Origin of the sequence: Microbacterium natoriense, from assembly GCF_030816295.1 — a bacterium.
GTDB classification, from domain to species: Bacteria; Actinomycetota; Actinomycetes; order Actinomycetales; family Microbacteriaceae; genus Microbacterium; species Microbacterium natoriense_A.
Genome location: NZ_JAUSXV010000001.1, coordinates 2,288,505 through 2,313,582, shown reverse-complemented (window position 1 = coordinate 2,313,582; position 25,078 = coordinate 2,288,505). Strand labels below are relative to the sequence as shown.

The window sequence follows — 25,078 nt, the reverse complement described above, 5'->3', positions numbered from 1 at the left end:
GGCGGTGCGGCTCCTCGCGACTCAGCGGACGGTCAGGCGGGCGATCGCCTCGGCGGACGAGAGCGCGTCACGTTCGCCGGTGGCTCGATCCCACAGCTCGACCTGGCCGTCGGCGGCACCACGCCCGACGATGACGATCTTCGGCACACCCACGAGCTCGGCGTCGCCGAACTTGACCCCGGGCGAGACCTTGGGGCGGTCGTCGTAGAGCACGTCGAGTCCGGCCGCTTCGAGCTGGGCGGAGATGTCCGAGGCGACGTCGAAGGCGACTTGATCGCGGCCGGCCGCGACGACCTGCACATCGAACGGGGCGACCGAGGCCGGCCAGATGAGCCCTTTATCGTCGTTGTTCAGCTCTGCGATGATCGCGAGGATGCGCGTGACGCCGATGCCGTACGACCCCATCGTGACGGTGACGAGCTTGCCGTTCTCGTCGAGGACTTTGAGTCCCAGGGCCTCGGCGTACTTTCGTCCGAGCTGGAAGACGTGGCCGATCTCCATGCCGCGGGCGAGCTCGACCGGACCGGAGCCGTCCGGAGCAGGATCGCCCTCGCGGACATTCGCGATCTCGATGATGCCGTCGGCGACGAAGTCGCGACCCGCGACGACCGAGTGGGCGTGCTTCTGATCCATGTTCGCACCGGTGATCCAGCTCGTGCCCTCGCTCACACGCGGGTCGACCAGGTACCGGATGCCGGTGGCGGACTCTTCGCCGAGCACGGCTCCGGTCGGCGACCAGGGACCGATGTAGCCCTTGACCAGCAACGGATTCTTCTCGAAGTCGTCCGCAGTCGCGGTCTCCACCTCTGCGGGCGCAAATGCCACCTCTGCGCGCTTCTCGTCGACGTCGCGGTCACCGGGGATGCCGACGATCACGAGTTCGCGCGTGCCGTCGAGGTGCGTCAGGGCGAGAACGACGTTCTTCAACGTGTCCGCCGCGGTGTAGTCGCCGTCGAGGTTCGCGTTGCAGTGCGCGACCAGGGTGTCGATCGTGGGTGTGTTCGGCGAGTCGAAGATCACGGGTGCCGCGTCGGCGTCGAACGGGATCGCTGCAGGCACCGCGGTCGTGAAAGCCTCGACGTTGGCGGCGTATCCGCCCGCGCTGCGCACGAAAGTGTCTTCGCCGACCGGCGTGGGGTGCAGGAACTCCTCGCTGCGCGAACCGCCCATCGCGCCGGCATCCGCCTGCACGATCGCGTACTCCAGGCCGAGCCGCTGGAAGATGCGCTCGTAGGCATCGCGCTGCGCCTGATAGCTGGCGTCGAGCCCTGCATCCGACGCGTCGAACGAGTACGCGTCCTTCATCGTGAATTCGCGTCCGCGGAGCAGACCTGCACGAGGACGCGCCTCATCGCGGTACTTGTCCTGGATCTGATAGATCGTCAGGGGCAGGTCCTTGTACGAGGAGTACAGGTCCTTCACGAGCATCGTGAAGGCCTCTTCGTGCGTGGGCGCGAGAAGGTAGTCGCCGCCCTTGCGGTCCTGCAGACGGAAGAGCAGATCGCCGTACTCGTCCCAGCGCCCCGTCGCCTCGTATGCCTCGCGCGGCATGAGGGCCGGGAAGTGCACCTCCTGCGCACCTGCCGCCGCCATCTCTTCACGGATGACGGTCTCGATCTTCGCCTTCACGCGCAGCCCCAGCGGCAGCCAGGCGAAGATGCCTGCCGCCTGCGGTCGGATGTAACCGGCGCGGATCAGCAGCCTGTGGCTGGCGACCTCGGCGCCTGCCGGGTCTTCGCGGAGCGTGCGGAGGAAGAAGTTCGAAAGACGAGTGACCACGGGACGATTCTAGTTGCCCGTGGTCACTCGATTTCTCGTCGTCAGTTCAGGGCGGGGAGGCCGGCCGGAATCGCACCTGTGCCGTACAGGTCGGAGGCGAGCTCCTGCAGGGCGGTCAGCGCGACGCGCTGAGGAAGAGGGCCGTACGAGATGCGAGCCACACCGAGGGCCTCGTACGCTGCGGCCGTGAGGGCGCCAGGAAGACCGATAACGCTCACCTTGCGCTCGCCGATGCCCTCCACGAGCTGCCGGGTGATGTTCGCATCGAGGATTCCCGGAACGAAGACGGCGGTGGCGCCCGCGTCGAGGAACGCCCGTCCGCGCTGGATCGCGTCGGCGACGCTCTCCTCGACGGGACGGCCGCCCCCGCGGACGAAGGCATCGGTGCGCGCGTTGAGCGCGAAGGGCACGCCTTCAGCCTCTGCAGCCTTGATGATCGCCTCGACCGCTGCGACGGATTCGGCGAGCGGCTTCAGCCGGTCTTCGACGTTCGCGCCGACGACTCCGGCTGCGATCGCGAGGCGGGTGGTCTCCCCCGCGTCGCCGTAGCCGTCATCCAGATCGGCTGTGACGGGAACCCGGACCGCTGCTGCGATCCGCCCGACCATATCGATCATGACGTCGCGAGGTGTGCTCCCGTCGTCGTAGCCGAAGGACGCCGCGATGCCGTGCCCGGCGGTCGCGATCGCCTTGGTCTCGGGCAGCGCTGCGACGGCGCGGGCGCCGACGACGTCCCACACGTTGACGACCCGAAGGATCTCGGGGGCGTCGTAGAGGTCGATGAGGGTCTGAGCTTTGGCTGCGGTGGTCATGCCCTCCACGCTAGTCACTTCTGCGGGGACCAGGCGTGAGTTTCTGTCTTGGTCGTCGAGCGGCGCAGTGATCGAAACGGGGTAGATCCCGTGTTGGTCGTTGAGCGAGCACAGCGAGATGAAACGGGTGGGTTTCGGTTGGTTGCGACCCCGTGATCTTCGGGTGCGTTTTGGACTCTGATCTGGGCGATGAATGTCGGTGGCCCCGAGCATGATGAGGGTATGAAGGTTCTGGTCGAGATGAGCGAGGAGCAGGTGGGCGCGTTGGGCGCGGTCACCGGGATGCTCGTCGATGTCGACCGGACGATCAGCCAGCTCCTCGCGGTCAAGGACGGTCTACTGGCGTTGGGGTCTCGGCTCGCGGTGGAGATCGGAGAGGATGCAGTCGCCGCCATCTGCGCGGGCGACGCGACCGGCGTGCACAGCACCGGCGCATCGTCGACTAACATGTCCGCCGCTTCCTCCGCCGTCGCAGGTTCCGCCTCGGCCATGGATACCTCGGCCACGGACGCCTCGACCACGGCCGCTTCCGCCACGGGCGCTTCGGCGAAAGACTCGTCCCTGCCGGGGTCAACCGCAGCGGAGGCAGTGGAGCTGGCGGGGCGAGCGGTCGCGGCAGAGCTCGCAGCCGCGCTTCGGGTCAGCGACCGGACCGTGCAACACCGGATGGGCGAGGCGGCCGCGGTCGTGTCGGAGTTCCCTCAGGTGTGGCGGGCGCAGGGCGCGGGACGGATCAGCGCCGCCCACACCCGGGCGATCATAGACGCGGGCGCGTACCTAGATGACCAGGGGTCGCGTGCTGCCTACGCGGAACAGATGATCCGATTCGCGGAGACCACCTCCCCGAACAGGGTCTCCCGGATGGGCCGGCGGGTCGCCGAGCGCTTCCAGCCGCGTCCTCTCGACGCCCGCCACCGTGACGCCCGACAGCGTCGGCGGGTCTGGGCATCGGACCGCCCCGACGGGATGGCGATGCTGGGCATATTCGGCCCCGCCACGCTCATCCACGGGGCGCACGACCGGCTCACCGCCCTCGGCCTCACCCTCCTCACCGACCCGGACCGTCCAGCCGGCGACACCCGCTGTCTGGACGAAGTCCGATGCGACCTCGCCCTCGACCTGCTCCTCTCCGGCACTCCGGCCGGGCACGACCCCGATGGGCTGCTCGCCGACATCCGCGGGACGGTCACCATCACCGTCCCCGCCGCTACCCTCTCCGGTACCGGCGCGACTCCCGCGGAACTGAACGGCCGCACGACGATCGACGCGGCCACCGCCCGCCGCCTGGCCGCAGCCGCATCCGGATGGGATCGGGTGTTAACCCACCCGGCCACCGGCGCCGTGACCGCGGTAGACCGGTACCGACCCTCTGCCGACCTGAAACGATGGCTGCTCGCCAGAGACCAACGCTGCCGATTCCCCGGCTGCGGACATCCCGCCCGAGAATGCGACATCGACCACACGAAGGATGCCGCGACCGGCGGCCCGACCCGGGCCGACAACCTCGGAAACCTCTGCCGCCGCCACCACGTCGCCAAACACCAGACCCCCTGGACCGTCGAACAACTCCACGAAGGGACCTTCGCCTGGACCAGCCCCACAGGACGGGTCTACCTCGACCACCCACCACCCCCGAACACGGTCGTCGCAGACGACAGCACCCCGCCCTTCTGATGACCACGCGCCCGTCGCAGGTGGGGTGCGCGATCCGAGCGGCCCGGCGGCTATGACGAAAAGACCCCGGTGAACGCCTGCAGCCTGGGGACGTTCAGCCCCCGGGGCAATCGCCCGTCGTTCCGTAGCAGACGGGATGATCGTCATGGACGACCGGTGCCGGGTCTGGAATGAAGCGGCCTTCGGGCACTTGGAAGACGAACGCCGCGATGAACGTGCAGACGAGCACGACCGCGGACGTGATGATGAGCCCCCCCCGTCGGCGCACGATCGCCAGTGCCATGGCCAGCGCCAGCGCGGTGATAGCCAGCCCGGCCGTCCACTCGTAGCGCGCGACCTCTTCCGTCGTCGGCGGCTCCGCGACATCCCAGATCGAGAAGTACACACCGAACCAGCCCACCGGCAATGCGAAGAAGAGAGCGACCCCCACCACGAGGCAGAACAGAATCGCAGGCGCGACTCGCTGCTCTCGCCGCCGTCTTCCGCCATCATCCGCTGGGTCGGTCCCACCGCCCGTCGCCGTCGAATCTGCAACTCCCTGTCGCCCGGCCGCCGGTACCAGCAATTCCTTTGCGGGACGACGCACATGAATCACTCCGGCGATCGAGCCCAGCACAGCTGCACAGCCCAGCGTCAAAGCCTTCCAGCCCGCGACGAAGAGCACTACGCCGCCGGCCGGTCCACCGATCTGCACGACCGCCGTCGCCGCGGCGATCAGAAGCGCCGCAGCGACGGCCGCCAAAGCGAGCCGTGCATCGCTTCTGCCCACGTACGGCAGAAGAAGCACCACCACCGCGGCCCAGATCAACACCTCCGGCTGCGGCACCAGCGAGGCCAGCGAGAAGCCACCCATCAGCCCAGTCACGATCAGCGTGCCGATGCTCATCCCGATCAGACCGACGAGCCCTGTGACGATCGCCTGCCTGCGGGCGCGCGTGTACGACTTCGCTGCGCTGCCTTCTCCGGCGGACATGACCCGAAGCCTACTGCGACCGCGTACTGCTTCGGGATCGCGGTGTCCGCCGCCCGGGACGTCGGCCCGTCATGCGGATCGGCTTAGGGTGGGGGCATGCCCCAGCGTCGATCCCATGTCGCCCCGTCCGCCGCGCAGACCGAGCTGGCCGCAGCCCTCTCCGGCTTGCGCGTGAACCTGGACGCCCCCGTCGAGTTCCCCACCGCTGTGCTGGCCGAAGCCGAGCAGGCCACGGCGAGCCAGCCCGAACTCGACCTGCGCGACATCGCCTTCGCCACTCTCGATCCTGAAGGCTCGCGAGACCTCGATCAGGCATTCCACCTCGAACGAGACGGTGACGGTTACACCGTTCGCTACGCGATCGCAGATGTGCCATCATTCGTCGCTCCCGGCGGAGCAGTGGATGCCGAGGCGCGCCGACGCGGTCAGACGCTGTACGCCGCTGACGGGACGATTCCGCTGCACCCGACCGTCCTGAGCGAGGACCGCGCGTCGCTGCTGCCGGGCGTCGACCGGCCGGCGTTCGTCTGGACGTTCTCGCTCGACTCCGCCGGCGCGGTGACCGCCTTTCGCCTGGAACGCGCACTGATCCGCTCGCGCGAGCAGCTGGACTACGTGAGCGCTCAGGAGTCCCTCGATCGTGGCGACGACGGTGCCGTGACGCTGCTCCCCGTGATCGGAGCACTGCGGATCGAACAGGAGAAGTCGCGAGGAGGGGCCAGCCTGAATCTGCCCGACGAGGAGGTCGTTCGCGCGCCCGACGGCGCATACGCGATCGAGCGACGCCAGCCGCTCCCGGTCGAGGACTGGAACGCGCAGCTGTCGTTGATGACCGGCATGGCCGCCGCCTCGCTCATGCTCGACGCGAAGATCGGCGTGCTGCGCACGATGCCGCAGCCCGATGAGAAGTCATTCGACGCCTTCCGCCATCAGACCGCCGCGCTCGGACGTCCGTGGACGACCGGTCGATACGGCGATTACCTGCGCGAGCTCGACCGCGCGGACCCGCTCACACTTCCGATCCTCGAAGCCGCGGCATCCCTGTTCCGCGGAGCCGGCTATGTCGTCTTCGACGGCACAGCGCCGGCCGACGCGATGCAGGCCGCGATCGGCGCACCCTACGCGCACACGACCGCTCCCCTGCGTCGGCTGGTCGACCGGTGGTCTCTGACGATCTGCCTCGCGATCTCCCGCGGAGAAGAGATCCCCGACTGGGTCCGCGAATCGCTGAACGAGCTGCCTGCGCTGATGCAGGAGTCCGCACAGCGTGCATCGAAACTGGACTCGGCGACGATCAACTGCGTCGAGGCGGCGCTCCTCACCCCCTTCGTCGGCACGACCATCGACGCCACCGTGATCGCGGTGCGCGACGACCGGGCCACGGTGCAGATCGCCGAGCCGGCGGTGACGGCATCCGCTCCCGTCCCGGCCGGCACGGCCGCAGGCAGCGTCGTCCGTCTCTCGGTCCGGAGCGTGGACATCGCCGAGGGGAAGATCGAGCTCGTCCCGTGACCCGGTGGGATCGCGACCTGCTCACCGCCGGGCAGGCAGAACTCGTCCGTGGATGGCTTCTCGAGCCAGAGCTCATCGACGACCTGTCGTGGGGCATCGTCGACTCCACCGTGCTGCATGTGCGTGCCCGGGGCGCCGATCTCATCGTCAAAGCCGGCGGCCCCGGCAACCATCATCTGGGTCGTGAGATCGACGCGCACGAAGGAGCCACTTCACCCCTGATCGACCGCGGTCTCGCTGCCCCTCTGCGGCACGCCGACCGGGATGCGCGCGTCATCGTCCTCGACCACCTGCCCGGCGTGCTCGCGGCGGGATCGGCATTCGAGTTCGATCCCGACATCCACCGGCAGGCCGGCGCGGCTCTCGCGCTGTTCCACGCCGGAGCAGGGCGCCTCGACCCCGACTACGAGCGCCGGGTCACCGACCGCACACTCGCCTGGCTCGACGGCCCGCACCGCATCGAACGGGCGGTCGAGAACGCCGTGCGCAGGCTCCTCGCAGAGAGGCATGGAGGCGCAGTGCGAGTGGTCCCGACGCATGGGGACTGGCAGCCGAGGAACTGGCTCGTCGATCGGGGCGGGTTGCGCGTCATCGACTTCGGACGCTTCGCCTATCGCCCTGCGTCCACCGACCTCTGCCGTCTGGCCGCTCAGCAGTGGCGCGACCGGGCAGATCTCGCAGACGCATTCGCCGAAGGGTATGGATCCGACCCTCGCGAAGATCTGCTCTGGCCGATCGAACAGCTTCGCGAAGCGGTCGGGACCGCCGCCTATGCCTTCCAGATCGGCGACCTCGACTTCGAAGCCCAGGGCCATCGGATGCTGCGCGAGGCGCTGCGATCCATCTGAGGTCGTGCGACATAGGCTCGGCAGCATGACCGTCTCGCCGTATGTCACAGGGCTTCGCGCTCACGTCGGGCACGACCTTCTGCTGCTCCCCGCAGTGACAGCGGTGATCCGTGACGGTCATCGCTACCTTCTCGCCAAGCACCGAGGGGCGAGTGTCTGGGGCACGATCGGTGGCGCGATCGAACCCGGAGAGGAGCCGGCCGACGCGGTCGCCCGGGAAGTCCTCGAGGAGATCGGGCTTGCACCGCAGGTCGGCTCGATCGTCGGCGCCTACGGCGGGGAGGACTTCGTCTTCGCCTATCCGAACGGCGATCGGGTGAGCTACATCACCATCGCATTTCTCTGTGCGGTTCCGCGCGGATCCCGGTTCACGTTCACGGATGACGAGCTGTCCGAAGCCCGTTGGTTCACAAGAGACGAGATCGCGACTCTCCCGCGCGAGGTCTGGATCGACCGCATTCTGGACGATGCAGACCGAACCGAGCGCTGACGCGCCTCAGGCCGCAGGCACCGCTGTCGTGGTCATCACCAGCAGCTGAGGGTCGCTCAGGTCGAGCATGATGGAGATGGATGCGAACTCCGTCAGAGACGACACATGGGTGCCGCCGCACAGGATCTCGGCTTTGCCATCGGGCAGTTCACACACCCAGGTGCGGCGGTCCACGATCGTCGGCCCATCGGTGACGATGCTGCTGATCGCACCCGAAGCAACCCAGACGGCGAGCTGCGCGTTGACGGATGCCTCTCGCTCGGAGAGCGTGGCTGCGAAGGTCTCCGTGTCGAACCCCGCCCGGCGCAGACTCTTGCCGAGCCGGTACTCGTCGACCGATCCGTCTTCGTGGATGCGGCTGGTCTGGTTGGCACGTCCCTCGAAATCGGGGTTGCCGAGAGCGTCCACCCCAGGATCCTTGCGCCACAGGTCCGCGAGTGCGAGGTCAAGGGCCAGCGACGCGAGGTGACACGCAGTGTGTCCACGGCTGAGAGCCGCGCGGCGGGCGGCATCGACCGACAGGCCGACTGAGAGGCCGGGAACGAGCCATTCGGGTGCATCACCGGCCAGACGATGTCCGACGAGCCATGTCCACCCCTCGGCTCCGCGTTTTACGGGGATGTCGGCACCGACGGAGAACTCTCCCTCGTCGCTGATCGCGGCCATCACGGCTTCCGTGATCTCCACGCTCGCGTCGTCGCTCGAGATCGTTCCTGCGTCACCGGGCTGATCGGGCCAGGTGTGATCGACGGGGTGGAACGGTGTCGCGTCGACGACGATCACGCTTGCCCCGTCGCCAGGGACGACATGGAGGACGCTGCCGCTGCCCTCGAGGGCACCGGCAGCGAAGGTCACGAGAGTGGACGAAGGCATGCAGCTCCTAGACAGAACACGAACGGGTGTCGGCGAACAGATGACCGCGCTCAGTGCGCAGGCGGGATGGTGAAGCTTGCGACCTTGTCGCCTTCGACGACGAAGATGCCGTCGGACTCGCCGTTGAAGACGCGGCTCGACCAGCCGAATCGCACGTGCGTCGTGTCGCCGTCCGTCTCGGAGGACAGCACGGTCATCCGCGCACCGGCGCCGATGGCGTCGCTGACGGCCCAGGAGCGGACTCCGTCGGGACCTGATTTGACCGTGCCCCAGTCGGTCACGAAACCGTTGGGAGTGAACGCCGCGACGAACGCCTCGGTGTCGGCCGTGTTGATGGCATCGACCATGGCCTGGACGGGCGTGGGAAGTACGGGTGCGGACATCATCGTCTCCTCATCATCTTGGCGGCGCTCAGGCCGTCTCGAACTCACCGACCACGGCGACGCGCACCGTGATCTCGGGAATCGTCAGCTCGTCCCGTGCGCCTCCGGCCGCACCGCGGGCGGCCGGCATGCCGTGACCGCCCGTCTCACGCAGTGTGACAATCCTGCTCACGGATGTGCTGAGAGCGGAGGCGAAATCGTCTGCCTTCGCCCGAGCATCCTGAACCGCGACGATACGCAGCTCGCGAGTCGTCCGCGACCGCGTCGCATCGGTGAGTGCCCAGTCGGTCGATATCGTGGCGCCGATCGCGCTCAGGTCCGCGACGACCTCGGCGACGAGATCGAGTCGCGCGAGCTTGATGCGGACGGTCCCGCTCGTGACGTGATCCTGATGCTTGTTGCCGTCCTTGTCGGTCCAGACGCGGACGTTCGTCGTCAGCACATCGATCGAATGCCACGTGGCGGCGCCGGTACCTCGCAGGGCTGCCGCGCGCTGTGCGATCTGCGCGTGCACGGCGGCTCCGAGTTCCATCGACCGGTCGCGCTTCGCGTGCGCGATCGCCACCCTGGCGGTCAGAGTCGCCCGCTCTGCGACGATGTGACGCTCGCCGAGTCCGTCGACCGTGATCGTCGTCATGCAGTGATGACCTGTGCAGTGCCGAGTGGAGCATCCGGCCCGAGCTCTGCGGCGATGCGATTCGCCTCTTCGATCAAAGTGGCGACGATGTCGGCCTCCGGTACCGTCTTGATCACCTCGCCCTTGACGAAGATCTGGCCCTTGCCGTTGCCCGATGCCACGCCGAGGTCGGCTTCGCGCGCCTCGCCGGGTCCGTTCACGACGCAACCCATCACCGCGACCCGCAGCGGGACGGTCATGTCCTTGAGACCCTCGGTGACGTCTTCCGCGAGCGTGTACACGTCGACCTGCGCGCGACCGCACGACGGGCACGACACGATTTCGAGCTTGCGCTCGCGAAGGTTCAGAGACTGCAGGATCTGGTGGCCAACCTTGACCTCTTCAACGGGCGGAGCCGAGAGCGAGACGCGGATGGTGTCGCCGATTCCCTCGCCCAGCAGAATGCCGAAAGCCGTGGCGCTCTTGATCGTGCCCTGGAACGCGGGGCCGGCCTCGGTGACGCCGAGGTGCAGGGGCCAGTCGCCCCGCTCGGCGAGCTGGCGATACGCCTTGACCATGACGATCGGGTCGTTGTGCTTGACCGAGATCTTGAAGTCGTGGAAGTCGTGCTCCTCGAACAGGGAGGCTTCCCACACGGCGCTCTCGACGAGCGCCTCAGCCGTGGCCTTGCCGTACTTCTGCAGGATCCTCTTGTCCAGGGAACCCGCGTTCACACCGATGCGGAGTGAGACGCCCGCCGCCTTCGCTGCCTCTGCGATCTTGCCGACGTTGCCGTCGAACTCGCGGATGTTGCCGGGGTTCACGCGTACCGCGCCGCATCCGGCATCAATCGCCGTGTAGATGTACCGCGGCTGGAAGTGGATATCGGCGATCACGGGGATCTGGCTCTTCATCGCGATGATCTTGAGCGCGTCCGCATCGTCCTGATGCGGTACCGCCACGCGCACGATCTCGCACCCCGATGCCGTGAGCTCGGCGATCTGCTGGAGGGTGCCGTTGATGTCCGTCGTCTTCGTCGTTGTCATCGACTGCACGCTCACGGGAGCGTCTCCCCCGACGAGCACCTTGCCCACCTTGATCTGACGGGACTTGCGACGAGGGGCGAGGACTTCGGGGATCTTCGGCATCCCAAGGTTCACTGCTGGCACGCCTCAAGCCTACGCCGCCTGGATGCACGCGGGCTGGATGACAGCAGCACGTCACGAGCAGGGGGCGGGCCCTTGCGGTGTGATAGTTTTCACCACATGTCCGCGAACCGCACCTGGTGGCCCGCCTCTTAGGCGGTGTGTTCGCGTTCCCACGAATCCAGACCGCCTTCCGGGGCGGTTTTTTCGTTTGAGCCGCGCCTCTTCCCCGCACAGGAGACATCGATGACCCTCTCACGCCTCGCCGAGCTCAGCGCCGACCCTGGGGCATCCTTCGTACTGATCGCGCGCGACGGCGCCGACACCGTCGAACTGCTCTCCGGAGACGTCGTCGACGTCGATCTGCTCGCCGACATTCCGCTTTCTGCAGGCGGCACGCCTCACGAGGTCTTCGCCCTCGTGCCATACCGCCAAGTGCGCGAGCGCGGCTTCGTCGCCCAGGACGACGGCGCCCCTTTGCGCTGCATCGTCATCGACGAGCACCTGCATCTTCCGACGACGGCGCTTCTCGATGTGCTGCCGGCGGATGCCGTACCCCTGCGCGACGCCGGATTCGACATCGCCGACGATGAGTACGCCGCGATCGTGGAACGCGTGATCGCCGACGAGATCGGTCGTGGCGAGGGAGCCAACTTCGTCATCCGGCGCGATTTCACGGCGAACATCGACGTCGACGACCGGACAGCCGCGCTCACCTGGTTCCGGGCTCTGCTCACCCATGAGCGCGGCGCGTACTGGACCTTCGCCGTCTTCACCCCCGGGCACATCGCGGTGGGCGCGAGCCCCGAGGCGCACGTCGTGGCCCGCGAAGGCGTCGTCACGATGAACCCGATCTCGGGCACATTCCGTCACCCCGCCGGGGGTGCGACCAAGGAGACGCTGGTCGAGTTCCTCTCCTCGACGAAGGAGACCGAGGAGCTCTTCATGGTCGTCGACGAGGAGCTGAAGATGATGAGCGCCGTGTGCTCGGACGGCGGTCGCATCACGGGTCCGCATCTCAAGGAGATGTCGCGGCTCACGCACACCGAGTACATGCTGCGCGGTCGCAGCCGACTCGATCCACGCGACATCCTGCGCGAGACCATGTTCGCCCCGACCGTCACGGGTTCGCCCATGCAGAACGCCTGCGCCGTGATCCGTCGACATGAGCGGAAGCCTCGCGGGTACTACTCCGGCGTCGCCGCTCTGTTCAGCCCGAACGACGAGGGCGGGCACGACCTCGACGCCCCGATCCTCATCCGCACCGTGTACCTGCGAGACGGCGCACTGAGCGTCCCGGTCGGCGCGACCCTCGTGCGGCACTCCGATCCCTACGGCGAGGTCAGCGAGACGCACGGTAAGGCGGCCGGCGTGCTGGGTGCCATCGGAGCCGTCGACCGTGATCATGACGCCGATGCACGCAGCGATGCCGACGCTCCGACAGCACCACCGCAGTCGCTCGCTGCTGACGAGACGGTCGCGGCGCTTCTCGACTCGCGTAACGCCCGGCTGGCCGATTTCTGGCTCAACCCGCAGGGCGAGGACTTCACGGGTCCGTTCACAGGCCGCTCCGCCCTCGTCGTCGATGCCGAAGACCGGTTCACGACGATGCTCGCGCATCAGCTGCGCCATCTCGGTCTCGAAGTCACGATCTCGGCGTGGAGCGACGTGACGGATGCTGCGATCGACGCCGCCGATCTCGTGGTCGCCGGCCCCGGCCCCGGCGATCCCCGCGACGAGGAGAACACCAGGATCGCACGGATGCGGGACGTCGTCGCGCGCCGGCTCGACGGCCGCGCTCCCCTCCTCGCCGTGTGCCTCAGCCACCAGATCCTCGCTGACCGTCTCGGCCTCGAGCTCGCTCCACTCGACACCCCGCACCAGGGATTGCAGAAAGCGGTTCCCGTGTTCGGCGAGGACGCGTCGATCGGGTTCTACAACACATTCACCGCGCGAGTGGCCCCTGGCACGACCGCCGTCGGCGCCGCGGAGGTCTCGGCGGACGCGGCCACCGGCGACGTGTATTCGCTCCGCGGCGACCGCTTCGCCTCGATACAGGGCCACCTCGAGTCGATACTGTCGCGCGACGGCATCCGCACCCTCGAACGGCTCACCGCCCACGCACTCACCTGAGCTCGGGCGGGATGTCTCGACTCGTCTGCGGCGTGCTGGACGACCGGAGCGCGGTCAGCCCCCGAGGATGTCGATCGGGTTGAACAGGTCGGCGGCCAGCAGAAGGGCGCCCATCGCGATCAGCACAGTCGCCACGACGACGGTCAGCGGCACGAGCTTGGTGGCATCCACGGGTGCGGGCGGCGGACGACGGAAGATCTTCGCCCACACCCGCTTGATGCCGTCCCACAGCGCGACGATGATGTGTCCGCCGTCGAGCGGCAGCAGCGGGATCATGTTGAAGACGAACAGCGCGATGTTGAGCGAGCCCAGAAGACCCAGCAGCCCTGACAATCGGCTCAGGACCGGAGCGTCGGTTGCCGCGACCTCACCGGCGAGGCGTCCCACGCCGATGACGCTCAGCGGTCCGTCGGGATCGCGCTCGCTACCCGTGACGAGTGAGACGCCGACGTCCCACAGCTTCATCGGCAGGTTCACGATCAGCGAGGCGACGCGCGCCGTGCTGTCGGCGGTCATCTGCGGCCCCGCTGTCAGCGGCTGCTGCACGAAGCCCATCTGAGCGCCCATCCCGACATAGCCGACGGTCTTCACGACCTGCACGCCCTTGTCGTCGACGAAGGGCCGCCCGCCCGCATCGGTGATGCTGCGCTCGGCAGCGATCGGCGTCACCGTGAGGTTCTTCGCCTCGCCGTCACGATCAACGACGACGGCGAGGTCCTTCCCCGGCGACGCCTGCACAATCGCCGTCGCCTCGGCGAAGGTCGACACCGGGGCACCGTCGATCGACACCAGCACATCACCCGGCTGGATCCCCGCCTCCGCCGCCGGCGACTTCGGGTCGTCGGCCGTGCACTCGGTCGCCGTGGAACCTGCCGGGAGCACGCATTCGCTCACCGAGGCGATAGTCGTGGTCCCCTGCTGCACGCCGATGCCCGAGACGAGCACCGTGAAGATCACGGTCGCCAGGATCAGGTTCATGACCGGGCCGCCGAGCATCACGACGACGCGCTTCCAGACCGGCAACCGGTAGAAGACCCGGTCCTCCTCGCCATCGGCGATCGTCTCGTCGTTAGCGGTGCGGGCATCCTGCACGAGCGTGCGGAAGATCCCCTTCGCGGGGCCCGTCGTCTTCGATGCCGGGTACATCCCCGACATCGAGATGAATCCGCCCAGCGGCAGCAGTTTGAATCCGTACTCGGTCTCGCCGATGCGCTTCGACCACAGACGCGGGCCGAAGCCGATCATGTACTGGCCGACGCGCACGCCGAAGAGCTTCGCAGGGAGGAGATGGCCGACCTCGTGCAGGCCGATCGACAAGCCGAGGCCGATGAGCATGAACAGGATGCCGCCCACATAGAGCAGTGTTTCCACACGCCCACGCTAGTGGGCCCAGCCTAGGAATCCGCCCATACCGCCTAGGCTGGTTCCGTGACGACCCGCCAGCTGCGACTCCTGCGCGCGGCTTCGGCGTCGGCTGTGGCGACATTGCTGGCCGCGGTGTCGCACACCTTCGCCGGCGGAGCAGCTCCGCATCCGCTGCTCGTAGTCTCTGCAGCCGTGCTGCTCCTCCCTCTCGCCGCCGCGCTGATCGGCGCACGGGTGTCGAAGTCGAGAATGGCGCTCACAGTCCTCATCAGCCAAGCCGCATTCCACGTCGTGTTCCAACTGCTCGGAGCACCGACCGGCTCGGCGGTCGAGCTCGGACATCAGCACGGGATGCTCCCGCTCGGTCCGGTGTCGATGGCGGCCCTCCCCGACCTCGCGATGATCGCGGGGCACGTCCTCGCCGCCGTCGCCACAACAGCCCTGCTCTGGCACGGCGAGTCCCTGGTGCGCATGATCGCCGGGTGGATGCTCGCACTCGTGCAGCATTCAGACCTCACAGTTCCTGCCGATCACCGCCGTCCTGCCGCACTCGTCTCGCACCGGCATCCGCTCATCCACGCGGCGCACAGCTCCGCCGTCTCCCGCCGCGGCCCCCCGCTCCTCTCCTGATCGCACTGCGCCCGCTCTCGCCGGCGCTCATCCCGCGGGTTCTCGCGCCATTCCGCGCGCCCGCTTCCTCTGCAATCAAGGAGTTTCACCATGCGTTCCACCACCACGCTCACCGTCGGTCTCATCGGCGGCGCTCTCATCGCGATCGCCGCGCCTCTCGCCGCGAGCGCCCACGTCACCGTGACCCCGGACGAGATCGCCGCGGGCGAGCACGGCGTGCTCACCTTCGCCTTCTCGCACGGTTGCGAGTCGTCACCAACGACCTCGCTGAAGATCACGATGCCCGAGGGCCTCGCCTCGGTCGCGCCCACCATGGACAGCGATTGGTCCATCGATGTCGAGCGAGGAGACGACGGCCTGGTCAGCGCCGTCACCTATACCGCGGTCACGCCGGTGCCGATCGATCTCCGAGGAGCCGTGAGCATGTCGATCGGCCTCGATGAGGACACCCCCGAGACGCTCGCCTTCCCCGTCGTGCAGACGTGCGTCGAGGGAAGCACCGAGTGGACCCAGCTCGCGGAAGACGGCGAGGACCCGCACAACCTCGACAACCCGGCGCCCGTCGTCACGGTCGCCGCGGCCGAGAGCGACGGGCACGAGAGCGGGCACGGCGGCACGGACGCGGCGGCAGCCGAATCCGCCCCCGCTCCCGACCCTCTGGGCGGGATCCTGGGCGGAACCGGTCTCGCCGCGGGGCTCGCCGCGCTGGTGATCTCCGTTCTCGCCTACCGACGCCGCGCCTGAACAGTCGTCCGCTCCCGCCGCGTGGCGGGAGCGGACGTCGTGCCGATCCGTTCATCCCGCGTGGCCGTGAGAACATGGAGGGGACATGTCGATTGAACAACAACCGAGCCTGCCTCCCGTGCTCCGCCCCGCGAACCCGCCCCGGCGTGAGCTGTCCGAACTCGCCACACGATTCGCCCGTGATGTGCGCGGCGACTTGACCGGAATCGCGCTGTCGGGGATCACCCTCGCCACCGCCGACCTGCGCGCAGGCGAGGCGTTCGTCGCGATCCAGGGCGTGAACCGCCATGGTGCCGAGTTCTCCGTGACCGCTGCGGAGAAGGGCGCGGTCGCGATCATCACCGATGCCGCCGGCGCCGATATCGCCGCGCCGGCCGGACTCCCGATCATCGTGGTCGACGATCCTCGTGGCGTTCTCGGCGCACTCAGCGCGTGGGTCTACGGCACCGGCGCCGACGACAGCCTTCCCCTGCTGTTCGCCACCACCGGCACGAACGGCAAGACCAGCGTCTCGCACCTGCTCGAAGGTGTCCTCGACCAGATCGGCGTCGTCACCGGCCTGTCGTCGACTGCCGAACGGCACATCGCCGGCGAAGTTATCGTGTCGCGTCTCACCACGCCCGAAGCGTCCGAGATGCATGCACTGCTGGCCCTCATGCGCGAGCGCGACGTCGAAGCTGTGGCGGTCGAGGTCAGCGCCCAGGCGCTCTCGCGCCATCGCGTCGACGGCATCCTCTTCGATGTCGCCGGCTTCACCAACCTCAGTCACGACCATCTCGACGACTACGCCGACATGGAGGAGTACTTCGAGGCGAAGCTGCCTCTCTTCCGGCCCGACCGCGCCCGTCGCGGCGTCGTCTGCCTCGACTCGCCGTCCGGTGCCACCGTCGTCGAGCGCGCCGAGATCCCCGTCGTCACAGTCGGAACCCCCTCGATCGCCGCGGATCGCGCTGCTGCTGCGCGCGCCGACTGGGTCGTCACGATCGACGACGAGCGCGCCGCGGGCACGACTTTCACGATGACCGGGCCCGCAGGAGTGCTCACCACGACCGTGCCCGTGATCGGGCCGCACATGGCCGCGAACGCAGCGCTCGCGATCGTCATGCTGCTCGAAGGCGGCTACGCCTGGGACCGCATCGTCGACGCGCTCGATCGCGATGGCGGCATCCGCGCCTACCTGCCGGGCCGCACACAGCTCGTCTCGGGCGAGGCGGGCCCCGCCGTGTTCGTCGATTTCGGGCACTCCCCCGATGCCTTCGAGAAGACTCTCGCCGCGGTCCGACGGGTGACGCCCGGGCGGGTGCTCATGCTCTTCGGCGCCGACGGCGATCGCGATGCCAGCAAGCGCTTCGACATGGCGCGCACCGCCGTCGAGGGAAGCGACATCCTCGTCGTCACCGATCACCACCCGCGCTTCGAGGACCCCGATTCGATCAGGGCGACGCTCGTCGAGGGCGCGCGCAGAGCACGACCGGATGCCGAGATCCACGAGTACTCTCCCCCGGAGAAGGCGATCATCGCCGCTGTCGACCTGGTCGGCGAGGGTGACGCGATCCTGTGGGCAGGCCCCGGACATCAGGACTACCGCGACATCCGCGGAGTCCGCACGCCATACTCCGCGCGCGAGCTCGCCCGCCGAGCGCTGAAGGCCGCAGGCTGGCCGGTGCCCGAGTCGCACTGGCCGGTCCCGTACCCGCCCGAGGACTGAGCCCGGCTCTGTCGTCGATCGAGGGCGGTGAGAGGAACGCCTCGCGCCGGTCGTGAAGCGAGCGCAGCGAGACGAACGCCCCGCACCGCGGTCAGGACGCGGCGATCAACGCATCCGCCTTGCGGCGCGCCCAGAGCTCGGCCTCGCCCAGAGATTCGACGGTCAGGGCGGCCGGTGGCTCATGCGCGTCCACCACACGGGCGATGGTGTCGGTGATGCCAAGGAATGACAGCCGCCCCTCGTGGAAGGCGTCGACCGCCTGCTCGTTGGCCGCGTTGTAGACCGCGGGGAACGTCGCGCCCGCTCGGCCGACCGACTTCGCCAGCGCGACGGCGGGGAATGCCGCATCGTCCAGCGGTTCGAAGGTCCAGGAAGTGGCCCGCGTCCAGTCGAGCGGACGCCCAACGCCGCCGACGCGATTCGGCCAATCGAGGCCGAGCGAGATCGGCAGCCGCATGTCGGGCGGCGACGCCTGCGCGATCGTCGATCCGTCGATGAACTCGACCATGGAGTGCACGATCGACTGCGGGTGCACGACCACGTCGATGTCGTCGTAGTCGATGTCGAACAACAGGTGGGCTTCGATGACCTCGAGGCCCTTGTTCACGAGGGTCGCGGAGTTCGTGGTGACGACGCGGCCCATGTCCCAGGTCGGGTGAGCGAGAGCTTCCTGTGGGGTGATGTCCTGCATCTCGGCGCGAGTGCGGCCTCGGAAGGGACCGCCGGATGCCGTCACCACCAGCCGCCGGACCTCGTCGTGCGTGCCGCTGCGCAGTGCCTGGGCGAGCGCGGAATGCTCGGAATCGACCGGCACGATCTGCCCTGGCGCCGCGGCGGCCTGCACGAGGTCGCCTCCGACGATGAGCGATTCCTTGTTGGCGAGAGCGAGCGTTCGCCCTGCTTTCAGTGCGGCCAGGGTGCACCCGAGGCCGATGGACCCCGTGATGGCGTTGAGCACCACGTCGGCGTCGACATCGCGCACCAGCTGCTCGGCGTCGACCGCGCCCAGAGCCGTGTCCTCGACCCGGAACTGCTGTGCCTGTTCGGCGAGCATCTCCGCGTTCGTGCCCGCGGCGAGGCCGACGAGTTCGAAGCGGCGCGGGTTGGCGCGGATGACGTCGAGCGCCTGCGTGCCGATAGAGCCGGTGGAGCCGAGGACGATGATGCGACGCATGCCGCCAGCCTATGACACGCCCTCGGCCCCGCCGCGACTACTGGGCGGCGACCTCGATCGGAGTCGTGCCGAGAATGTCCACGACGAACACGAGGGTCTCGCCCTTCAGATCGGTGTCGTTGATTTCACCCTCGCCGTAGCCGTCCTTCGGCGGCATGACGACGACCACCTGCGAGCCGACCTTCTGACCCTCGAGCGCGGTCTTGAAGCCGGTGACCACGCTCGTGGTCTGGAACTGTGCGGGCTCGGCGTCGCGGCTCCAGCTGGAGTCGAACTCAGTGCCGTCCGACCACTTCACACCGCGATACTGCACCGTGACCAGATCGCCGGATGCCACGACCGGTCCGTCGCCCTCCTTGAGAACCGCGACCTGCGTCTCGGTGGGCGCGTCTCCGTCGGGAATCGTGATGGTCGGTGAGCCGGATTCGTCCAGCTTGACCTCGGGCATGCCCTTGGTCGCGTCGACATCGCTGCCCGAGGCTGTGGTCGGGAGCTCGGCGATGGTCTCGATGTAGAGGACGCTCGGGTGCGTCTCAGCACTCGACGCCGGCAGCGTCAGGACGACGCTCGATCCGACCGGGAGGCACTCCGCGGCCACCGTGAAGACGGTCGACTGAGTCGGATCCACCATCTGCTGGGGCTGCTGCACGGCGAGCAGAGCAGGCAGCACGCCGTCCTGTCCGCGCGCCGAAGTGCTCAGCACCTCGTTCGTGGTCGCGTCGATGAGCTGGTAACGCAGCGAGACCAGGTCGCCGGGCATGACGTCGTCGCCCTCGCCCTTCACCACGACCGAGCGCTCAGCGTTCGCGATCTCCGTCCCCGCAGGAACCGTGACCTTTGCGGCGGCACCCGTGCCGTCGACGGTCACCGCGTCGGACCCGCTGCCGGGCTGCAGGTCGGCGAGGCAGGAGCTCGACGCCGTGGGCTCCGGCGTGCCCGAGGATTCGGGCGCCGAACTGCCGGAGCATCCGGCCAGGAGCAGGGTCGCCGCAGCGACGGTTGACAGGACGAGAAGCGGACGCTTGCGCACGGTGAATGACCTCGGAATCGCTGGTGGGAGACACTCCATCCTCTCGCATCCGCCTTGGTTCGCGCTGAACGGCACGACTGCCCGCTCGCATTCCCGTAAAGGCATGCGTTGCGGAGTACCCTTTCCGAATGACCTCTGAGCAGTCCGTGGAGCCCGAGCCGTCGCCTGCAGAGACCGCGAAGCCGCGCCACGCGGGGTTCACCTACACCCTCGGACGCAGTCTGATCAGCCCGCTCGCCCGCCTGGTCTACCGGCCCCGGATCGAGGGTCGGGAACTCGTTCCGCTCGACGGGCCTGTGATCTTCGCGAGCAACCATCTGTCGTTCATCGACTCGATAGCCATCCCTGTCGCCGCGCCTCGCCCTGTGCACTTCCTCGCGAAGTCGAGCTACTTCGAGGGCACCGGCGCCAAAGGCTGGATGAGCAAGACGTTCTTCGAAGCCATCGGCGCGATCCCCGTCCGGCGCGGAGCCGGCCAGGCGGCTCTCGACGCGCTCGACCTCCAGCGCCAGCTGCTCGACGAGGGTCTCGCGGTCGCGCTCTACCCCGAGGGCACGCGCTCGACGGACGGGCGACTCTACAAGGGCCGCACCGGTGTCGCCTTCCTGGCCCTGCAGACCGGCGCCCCGGTGGTTCCGGTCGGCCTGATCGGCACAGACAAGGTGATGCCAGTGGGCGCGAAGATGCCGACGCTCTCGGAGCGCATCACCGTGAAGTTCGGTGCGCCGCTCGATCTCGCACCTCACGGTCCCGCCACGAGCGGCAAGGCACGACGTCTCGCCACCGACGAGATCATGGCCGCCATCCACGCGCTCTCCGGCCAGGAGCTCGCCGGCGCCTACAACGAGGCCCCGGCCCAGGGCACGATCGAGAAGATCAGGCAGGCTCTTCCGCACGAGCGGCGGTAGCGAGACCCGAACTCACGAGGCGGCGGTGACCGTCGCCTCGTGCCGCACGGGGAAGTTCATCGAGTTCGCGATGAAGCACCATTCGTTGGCCTGGGCGTGCGCTCTCTCGGCTGCCTCGATCATCGATTCCTCGGAGACCACGACCTCCGGTCGCAGCATCACCTCGACGAAGGTTCCTCCCCCGCGTCCGTCCTCGCGCATCAGGCCGGACGCCGTGTCGCGATAAGAGACGACGACCACTCCCGCGGTCACACAGGCGTGCAGGTAGGACAGCAGATGACACTCCGAGAGGGACGCGAGCAGCAGGTCCTCCGGGTTCCATCTGGACGGATCCCCGCGGAACGGCTTGTCGCTGGACGCCAGGATGTCTGGTTTGCCCTGGACTTCGAGCGTGACGTCTCGGCGATAGTCGCGATATCCGCTCGTGCCGGTGCCCGTGTTCCCGGTCCAGGTCGAGGTGAGTGCGTAGCGGTGCTCTCCGAGAGCGGTGTCTGCCATCCCCCCAGTCTGCCACCGGCGTCCGATCACGCCGGGTAGTCTTGGCAGGTGCTGGAGACTTTCACCATTCAGGATGCTGTTGAACTCGCGGTCGTCGAACGGAGCGGATTCGTCGAATCCCGCCATGCGGGGGCCGCCGTCGTCCTCTCGCCCGATGGAGAGGTGGTCGCCCGCCACGGGAATGCGGACGCCCTGATCCTCCCCCGCTCCAGCCTCAAGCCGCTGCAGGCCGTCGCCTGCATCACCGCAGGGGCTCCGCTCGAGGGCGAGCAGCTCGCGATCGCGACCGCGAGCCACGTCGGCACCGACCGGCACGCCGCGGTCGTCCGCGACATCCTCACCCAGGGAGGTCTGAACGAGGACGACCTGGGGTGCCCGGTGTCATGGCCGACCGATTCGGCCACACGCGACGAGCTCGTTCGCGAGCATGGGGTTCCGACCCGCATCCGCATGGGCTGCTCCGGCAAGCACGCAGCGATGCTGCGCGCCTGTGTCGCGACGGGCTGGCCGACCGACGGCTATCTCGACCCTTCGCACCCTCTGCAGCTGCACATCCGCGAAGTCGTCGAGCGTCTCAGCGGAGAGAAGGTCGCGCACACCGCCATCGACGGGTGCGGCGCCCCCGTGCACGCGATCACCCTGACCGGTCTCGCTCGGGCGATCCATCGCATCGGCAGCGCGTCGGAGCGCTCGCCCTTCGCGCTGCACAGGGTGGCCGGATCCCTCGTCCGCGCTGTTCGCGAGAGCCCGTGGACTATCGAAGGGCCCGGACGGCCCGACACGGTCGCGATCGAGAAGCTCGGCGTGTTCGCCAAGTACGGAGCGGAGGGCGTCATGGTGATGGTCGCCCCCAACGGGACCACCGTCGTGCTCAAGACCCTCGACGGCTCGACGCGTATCGGCACTCTGGTCGCCGCGACCCTGCTCTCCCGCGCGGGCGCCCTGACCAGTGCCGAGGTGGACTCTCTCGCCGCTGAGCTTCCGCTGGTCGTACGCGGTGGAGCCGCAGAGGTTGGCGCGATCCGGGTGAGCCCGCTCCTCTGAGGATCGCTCACCGCGACATCAACTCGGGAAGCACGACACGCTGCGGCTGTGCGGCGTCACGCAGCGACCATGCCCGGCCCGCGTGCAGATGTGCGAAGGGCGGAGTTTCGCGGACGCCCGCGAGTTGCCGCAGGTCTGCCGGATTCTCTGCCCGGATCAGTACTTCGCCGTGCGCTCTGATCCGTTGCCAGATCTGCCAGTTGCGCTGCCAGGTGTCGGAGTCCGCGACGAGGATCGCCGGTCGTGCCGAGTCCGATGGCTCCAGCGGGGCGAGCACGACCTCGCACCCCGGATGCGCCTCCTGCATCGCCCGTGCCACGGCGTGGGGTCCCGATGTGACGACGGCGGTGAACTGCGCCGACGGCGTCCAACGCATCGGATGCGAGACCGGACTGCTCGGAAAGCCCTCTTCGTCGACCCAGGCGATCTGGACGTCACGCTCCCCCAGCGTCGCACGCCCCGGGGCTCTGTCTCGATCGAACGTCGCCGATTCTCCGCCCGCGGCCAAGTGCTCCACACGGCTCGGCATCCGCAGCAGGGCACGTCTCGGCAGAGCATCCATCAGCCGTCCCACTGCACCCGATGCTCTGGTCGCGGTCAGCACGAACGTGGTCTCCGCGCCGGCGCGGAGAACCTGCTCCCACCGCTGCGCGAACACCTGCGCGTGCTCCGGCGGCAGGTCCGCAAGCAGAGCGTCGAGATCGTCGCACAGGATGAGATCCGGCGCCGTCGTACGTCGGTCGGAAAGATCCGCGACGACGTCCCACGCGGCCTCGACGTCCGCAGGGAGCCAGAGCGCCGAAGGATGCTGGTGCCGAATCAACCGAAGCAGCGAGGTGCGCCCTGAACCGGAGCCGCCGAGGACCGCGAGCCCCCGTTCGACACCCACCCGCAGAGTCTGCACCGGCTGTCGCTGCCGCTCAGGTTCATCCGCTTGACCGAGGACCAGATTCCCGGGCGGCGGCGCAGGCAACTCCGCGAGCCTGACGAGAGGCCGCAATGCGGGCAGCCACGGGCTCTGCGCTGCTTCTGCGTCCGCCCAGGTCACCGCGGCAGCGCGCAGATCCGCGGCCCTGGTCAGCGCCACACGCATGGCGATCGGCTCAGCGTCCTGGGGACGCCGTATGAGTGCCAGACCTCGCGACGCCGCACCACCGGGCAGTTCGGCCGCCGCGTCCGTGCCGATCACGAGCCGACTGTCTGAGGGATCGCCGACACGCAGACTCACGCGGAGGGGGCAGTTCGCGGCAAGCGCGTCGCGGATCACTCCGGAGGCCCGCTGCGTGCCGATCACGAGGTGCATGCCGAGCGCCCGCCCGCGGGCCGCGATATCGGTGAACACCGCGCCGAGATCAGCATGCTCCTGGAGCAGCGCCGCGAACTCGTCCACGACGATCACCAGCCTCGGCATGTCAGAGTCGCGCACATCGCGAACCCCCGCGGAGGCCAACACGCTCTCACGCCGACGCAGTTCGGCCGTGAGGCTCGAGACCCCCCGTCGCGCACCCGCCTCGTCGAGGTCGGTGATCACGGCCACGACCTGCGGGAGCTCGCGCAGCGGCTCGAACGCCGTGCCCCCTTTGAAATCCGCGAGCACGAAAAGAACACGCTCGGGACCGTGCGCCGAGGCCATCGCTGCCACCCAAGACACCAGCAGTTCGCTCTTGCCCGTGCCGGTGGTCCCCGTGACGATCGCGTGCGGGCCGTCTTCGACGATGTCGACGACCACCTCGTCACGCTCGTTCCGTCCGATGGTCGCGGGCAGCCCGCTCGACCCGGCGTGCTGTGCGAGATCGCTCAGCGCGACAGCTGTCGGCAGCACATCGATGTCATCCTGCCCCTCGGCCCTCGTCGCCGAGATCGCCGCCGTCTGCGCGACCGACACTCCCTCTGCGGAGACTTCGGCGATCCCGTGCGGAGTCCGCAGCGACGCCCGTCTCGGCTCGACGACATCCAGGACGGTCGTCACGCCCTCCGGCACCTCGTCGGTCGCCGCGCCGATCCAGATCACCGACTCGGCCTGCGGCCTCGGCTCACCGATCCGCGCGACGCCGACGCGCAGCGCCTCCCTTCGCGACGAGGCTCCGAATCCGCCGATGCCCCACTCGTGCATGCGCTCTCCGACGATCGCGACCTGCGCCGCACTGAACCGCAGGCAGAGCTGCACGACGAGCCCTCGCATGACCGCCAGAACCAGGGGCTCGGGACCACGCAGACACACTCCCCCTCCGAGGGGGACGGCGATGGGCGAGTCGTCGAGACGACCGCAGCGCTTCTGAAACGCCCTCGCGCGATCGTCATCACCGCCGGACGACCGGATCTCGCTGCGTGCTCCGCCTCGGCCCACGACGAGGAGAGTGGCGGCATCCGCTCCCTCGGGGCCGCGCAGCGGCGGTCGCCGCATCGCGCACGCCGCATCGGGACACCTCAGGTCCTGCAGCGCCCGTTCTTCATCGTGTCTGCGCACGAGCTCGTCCTCAGCTCGCTCCCACGCCGCCTGGTTCTCGATCTCGGCGATGCGCCGCGCCCTCCTACGGGCCCTTGCGCCGTCGATCAGCGAGGCCGCGATCATCAGCGGGCCGAGGGCGGCGAAGCACAGGGCGAACAGCGAGCCGGTCACCAGCCACATCACCACGCCGCCGGCGACGGGGACGAGCGCAGCCATGAAGGGCATCGGCGGGCGCTTCGCTTCGGCGGGCGCGGCGGGAATCGCGATCGTCAGGGAGTCCATACCCACAG

Annotated in this window: 22 protein-coding genes; 10 read left to right on the top strand and 12 right to left on the bottom strand. The window is 68.5% G+C overall.

The window, feature by feature from the left end:
- Window positions 1-21 precede the first annotated feature (21 nt).
- Both QFZ53_RS10645 and QFZ53_RS10640 read right to left on the bottom strand, forming a co-directional pair.
- On the bottom strand, window positions 22-1,779 hold the full coding sequence (locus tag QFZ53_RS10645; protein ID WP_307296165.1) for a proline--tRNA ligase: 1,758 nt from the start codon (window positions 1,777-1,779) through the stop codon (window positions 22-24).
- A 41-nt stretch (window positions 1,780-1,820) separates the two neighbouring features.
- Entirely contained in the window at window positions 1,821-2,591 is a 771-nt protein-coding gene (locus QFZ53_RS10640) for an isocitrate lyase/PEP mutase family protein (RefSeq protein WP_307296163.1), read from the bottom strand.
- Window positions 2,592-2,813: 222 nt separating this feature from the next.
- Between QFZ53_RS10640 and QFZ53_RS10635 the strand changes: the two genes are divergently transcribed.
- Window positions 2,814-4,265 (top strand): HNH endonuclease signature motif containing protein, encoded by a 1,452-nt coding sequence (locus QFZ53_RS10635; protein WP_307296159.1) that lies wholly within the window; start codon window positions 2,814-2,816, stop codon window positions 4,263-4,265.
- Window positions 4,266-4,359: 94 nt separating this feature from the next.
- Here QFZ53_RS10635 and QFZ53_RS10630 read toward each other — a convergent pair whose 3' ends face one another.
- Window positions 4,360-5,238, bottom strand: coding sequence for a hypothetical protein (locus tag QFZ53_RS10630; protein WP_307296156.1), 879 nt, complete (start codon window positions 5,236-5,238; stop codon window positions 4,360-4,362).
- A 96-nt stretch (window positions 5,239-5,334) separates the two neighbouring features.
- Between QFZ53_RS10630 and QFZ53_RS10625 the strand changes: the two genes are divergently transcribed.
- The 3 genes from QFZ53_RS10625 to QFZ53_RS10615 are packed head-to-tail and all read left to right on the top strand — an operon-like array spanning window position 5,335 to window position 8,088.
- On the top strand, window positions 5,335-6,750 hold the full coding sequence (locus QFZ53_RS10625) for an RNB domain-containing ribonuclease (protein ID WP_307296154.1): 1,416 nt from the start codon (window positions 5,335-5,337) through the stop codon (window positions 6,748-6,750).
- The gene (locus tag QFZ53_RS10620) at window positions 6,747-7,598 is read left to right on the top strand and encodes a phosphotransferase (RefSeq protein ID WP_307296151.1); all 852 of its coding nucleotides are present in this window, start codon (window positions 6,747-6,749) and stop codon (window positions 7,596-7,598) included. Before QFZ53_RS10625 ends, QFZ53_RS10620 begins: the two co-directional genes overlap by 4 nt.
- A gap of 25 nt (window positions 7,599-7,623) precedes the next feature.
- Entirely contained in the window at window positions 7,624-8,088 is a 465-nt protein-coding gene (locus QFZ53_RS10615; protein ID WP_307296149.1) for an NUDIX domain-containing protein, read from the top strand.
- Window positions 8,089-8,094: 6 nt separating this feature from the next.
- Here QFZ53_RS10615 and QFZ53_RS10610 read toward each other — a convergent pair whose 3' ends face one another.
- The 4 genes from QFZ53_RS10610 to ispG are packed head-to-tail and all read right to left on the bottom strand — an operon-like array spanning window position 8,095 to window position 11,129.
- Window positions 8,095-8,961: a hypothetical protein gene (locus QFZ53_RS10610; RefSeq protein ID WP_307296147.1), complete on the bottom strand. Its 867-nt coding sequence runs from the start codon at window positions 8,959-8,961 to the stop codon at window positions 8,095-8,097.
- Between the two features lie 50 nt (window positions 8,962-9,011).
- Window positions 9,012-9,344 carry a nuclear transport factor 2 family protein gene (locus QFZ53_RS10605; protein ID WP_307296145.1) on the bottom strand — a complete coding sequence of 111 codons (333 nt, stop codon included), beginning with the start codon at window positions 9,342-9,344 and terminating at the stop codon, window positions 9,012-9,014.
- A gap of 28 nt (window positions 9,345-9,372) precedes the next feature.
- On the bottom strand, window positions 9,373-9,981 hold the full coding sequence (locus QFZ53_RS10600) for an SIMPL domain-containing protein (protein WP_292905733.1): 609 nt from the start codon (window positions 9,979-9,981) through the stop codon (window positions 9,373-9,375).
- Window positions 9,978-11,129, bottom strand: coding sequence for a flavodoxin-dependent (E)-4-hydroxy-3-methylbut-2-enyl-diphosphate synthase (gene ispG / locus QFZ53_RS10595; RefSeq protein ID WP_307296140.1), 1,152 nt, complete (start codon window positions 11,127-11,129; stop codon window positions 9,978-9,980). The genes QFZ53_RS10600 and ispG overlap by 4 nt, the downstream gene beginning before the upstream one ends.
- A gap of 222 nt (window positions 11,130-11,351) precedes the next feature.
- On the opposite strand from ispG, the gene QFZ53_RS10590 reads away from it, so the two are divergent.
- A complete protein-coding gene (locus QFZ53_RS10590; protein WP_307296137.1) occupies window positions 11,352-13,238 on the top strand; it encodes a chorismate-binding protein in 1,887 nt (628 codons plus the stop codon).
- 54 nt (window positions 13,239-13,292) lie between these two features.
- Here QFZ53_RS10590 and QFZ53_RS10585 read toward each other — a convergent pair whose 3' ends face one another.
- Window positions 13,293-14,609, bottom strand: a complete 1,317-nt coding sequence (locus QFZ53_RS10585; RefSeq protein ID WP_307296134.1) for a M50 family metallopeptidase — start codon at window positions 14,607-14,609, stop codon at window positions 13,293-13,295.
- Between the two features lie 57 nt (window positions 14,610-14,666).
- Between QFZ53_RS10585 and QFZ53_RS10580 the strand changes: the two genes are divergently transcribed.
- The 3 genes from QFZ53_RS10580 (at window position 14,667) to QFZ53_RS10570 (ending at window position 17,685) form a co-directional block, all read left to right on the top strand.
- Window positions 14,667-15,233, top strand: coding sequence for a hypothetical protein (locus tag QFZ53_RS10580; protein WP_307296130.1), 567 nt, complete (start codon window positions 14,667-14,669; stop codon window positions 15,231-15,233).
- A 90-nt stretch (window positions 15,234-15,323) separates the two neighbouring features.
- Window positions 15,324-15,977 (top strand): YcnI family protein, encoded by a 654-nt coding sequence (locus QFZ53_RS10575; protein ID WP_307296129.1) that lies wholly within the window; start codon window positions 15,324-15,326, stop codon window positions 15,975-15,977.
- Window positions 15,978-16,062: 85 nt separating this feature from the next.
- Window positions 16,063-17,685 (top strand): Mur ligase family protein, encoded by a 1,623-nt coding sequence (locus QFZ53_RS10570; protein WP_307296126.1) that lies wholly within the window; start codon window positions 16,063-16,065, stop codon window positions 17,683-17,685.
- Window positions 17,686-17,776: 91 nt separating this feature from the next.
- Here the strand turns inward: QFZ53_RS10570 and dxr are convergent, their stop codons facing one another.
- Window positions 17,777-18,859, bottom strand: coding sequence for a 1-deoxy-D-xylulose-5-phosphate reductoisomerase (gene dxr / locus QFZ53_RS10565; protein ID WP_292905719.1), 1,083 nt, complete (start codon window positions 18,857-18,859; stop codon window positions 17,777-17,779).
- A gap of 37 nt (window positions 18,860-18,896) precedes the next feature.
- Window positions 18,897-19,889, bottom strand: coding sequence for an FKBP-type peptidyl-prolyl cis-trans isomerase (locus QFZ53_RS10560; protein ID WP_307296123.1), 993 nt, complete (start codon window positions 19,887-19,889; stop codon window positions 18,897-18,899).
- A gap of 128 nt (window positions 19,890-20,017) precedes the next feature.
- Between QFZ53_RS10560 and QFZ53_RS10555 the strand changes: the two genes are divergently transcribed.
- Complete coding sequence (locus tag QFZ53_RS10555) at window positions 20,018-20,797, top strand: lysophospholipid acyltransferase family protein (RefSeq protein WP_307296120.1); 780 nt, start codon at window positions 20,018-20,020, stop codon at window positions 20,795-20,797.
- Between the two features lie 12 nt (window positions 20,798-20,809).
- On the opposite strand, the gene QFZ53_RS10550 is transcribed toward QFZ53_RS10555, so the two are convergent.
- Complete coding sequence (locus QFZ53_RS10550; protein WP_307296117.1) at window positions 20,810-21,295, bottom strand: OsmC family protein; 486 nt, start codon at window positions 21,293-21,295, stop codon at window positions 20,810-20,812.
- A gap of 48 nt (window positions 21,296-21,343) precedes the next feature.
- On the opposite strand from QFZ53_RS10550, the gene QFZ53_RS10545 reads away from it, so the two are divergent.
- Entirely contained in the window at window positions 21,344-22,339 is a 996-nt protein-coding gene (locus tag QFZ53_RS10545) for an asparaginase (RefSeq protein ID WP_292905711.1), read from the top strand.
- Between the two features lie 7 nt (window positions 22,340-22,346).
- Here QFZ53_RS10545 and QFZ53_RS10540 read toward each other — a convergent pair whose 3' ends face one another.
- The gene (locus tag QFZ53_RS10540; RefSeq protein ID WP_307296113.1) at window positions 22,347-25,070 is read right to left on the bottom strand and encodes an FtsK/SpoIIIE domain-containing protein; all 2,724 of its coding nucleotides are present in this window, start codon (window positions 25,068-25,070) and stop codon (window positions 22,347-22,349) included.
- Window positions 25,071-25,078 lie beyond the last annotated feature (8 nt).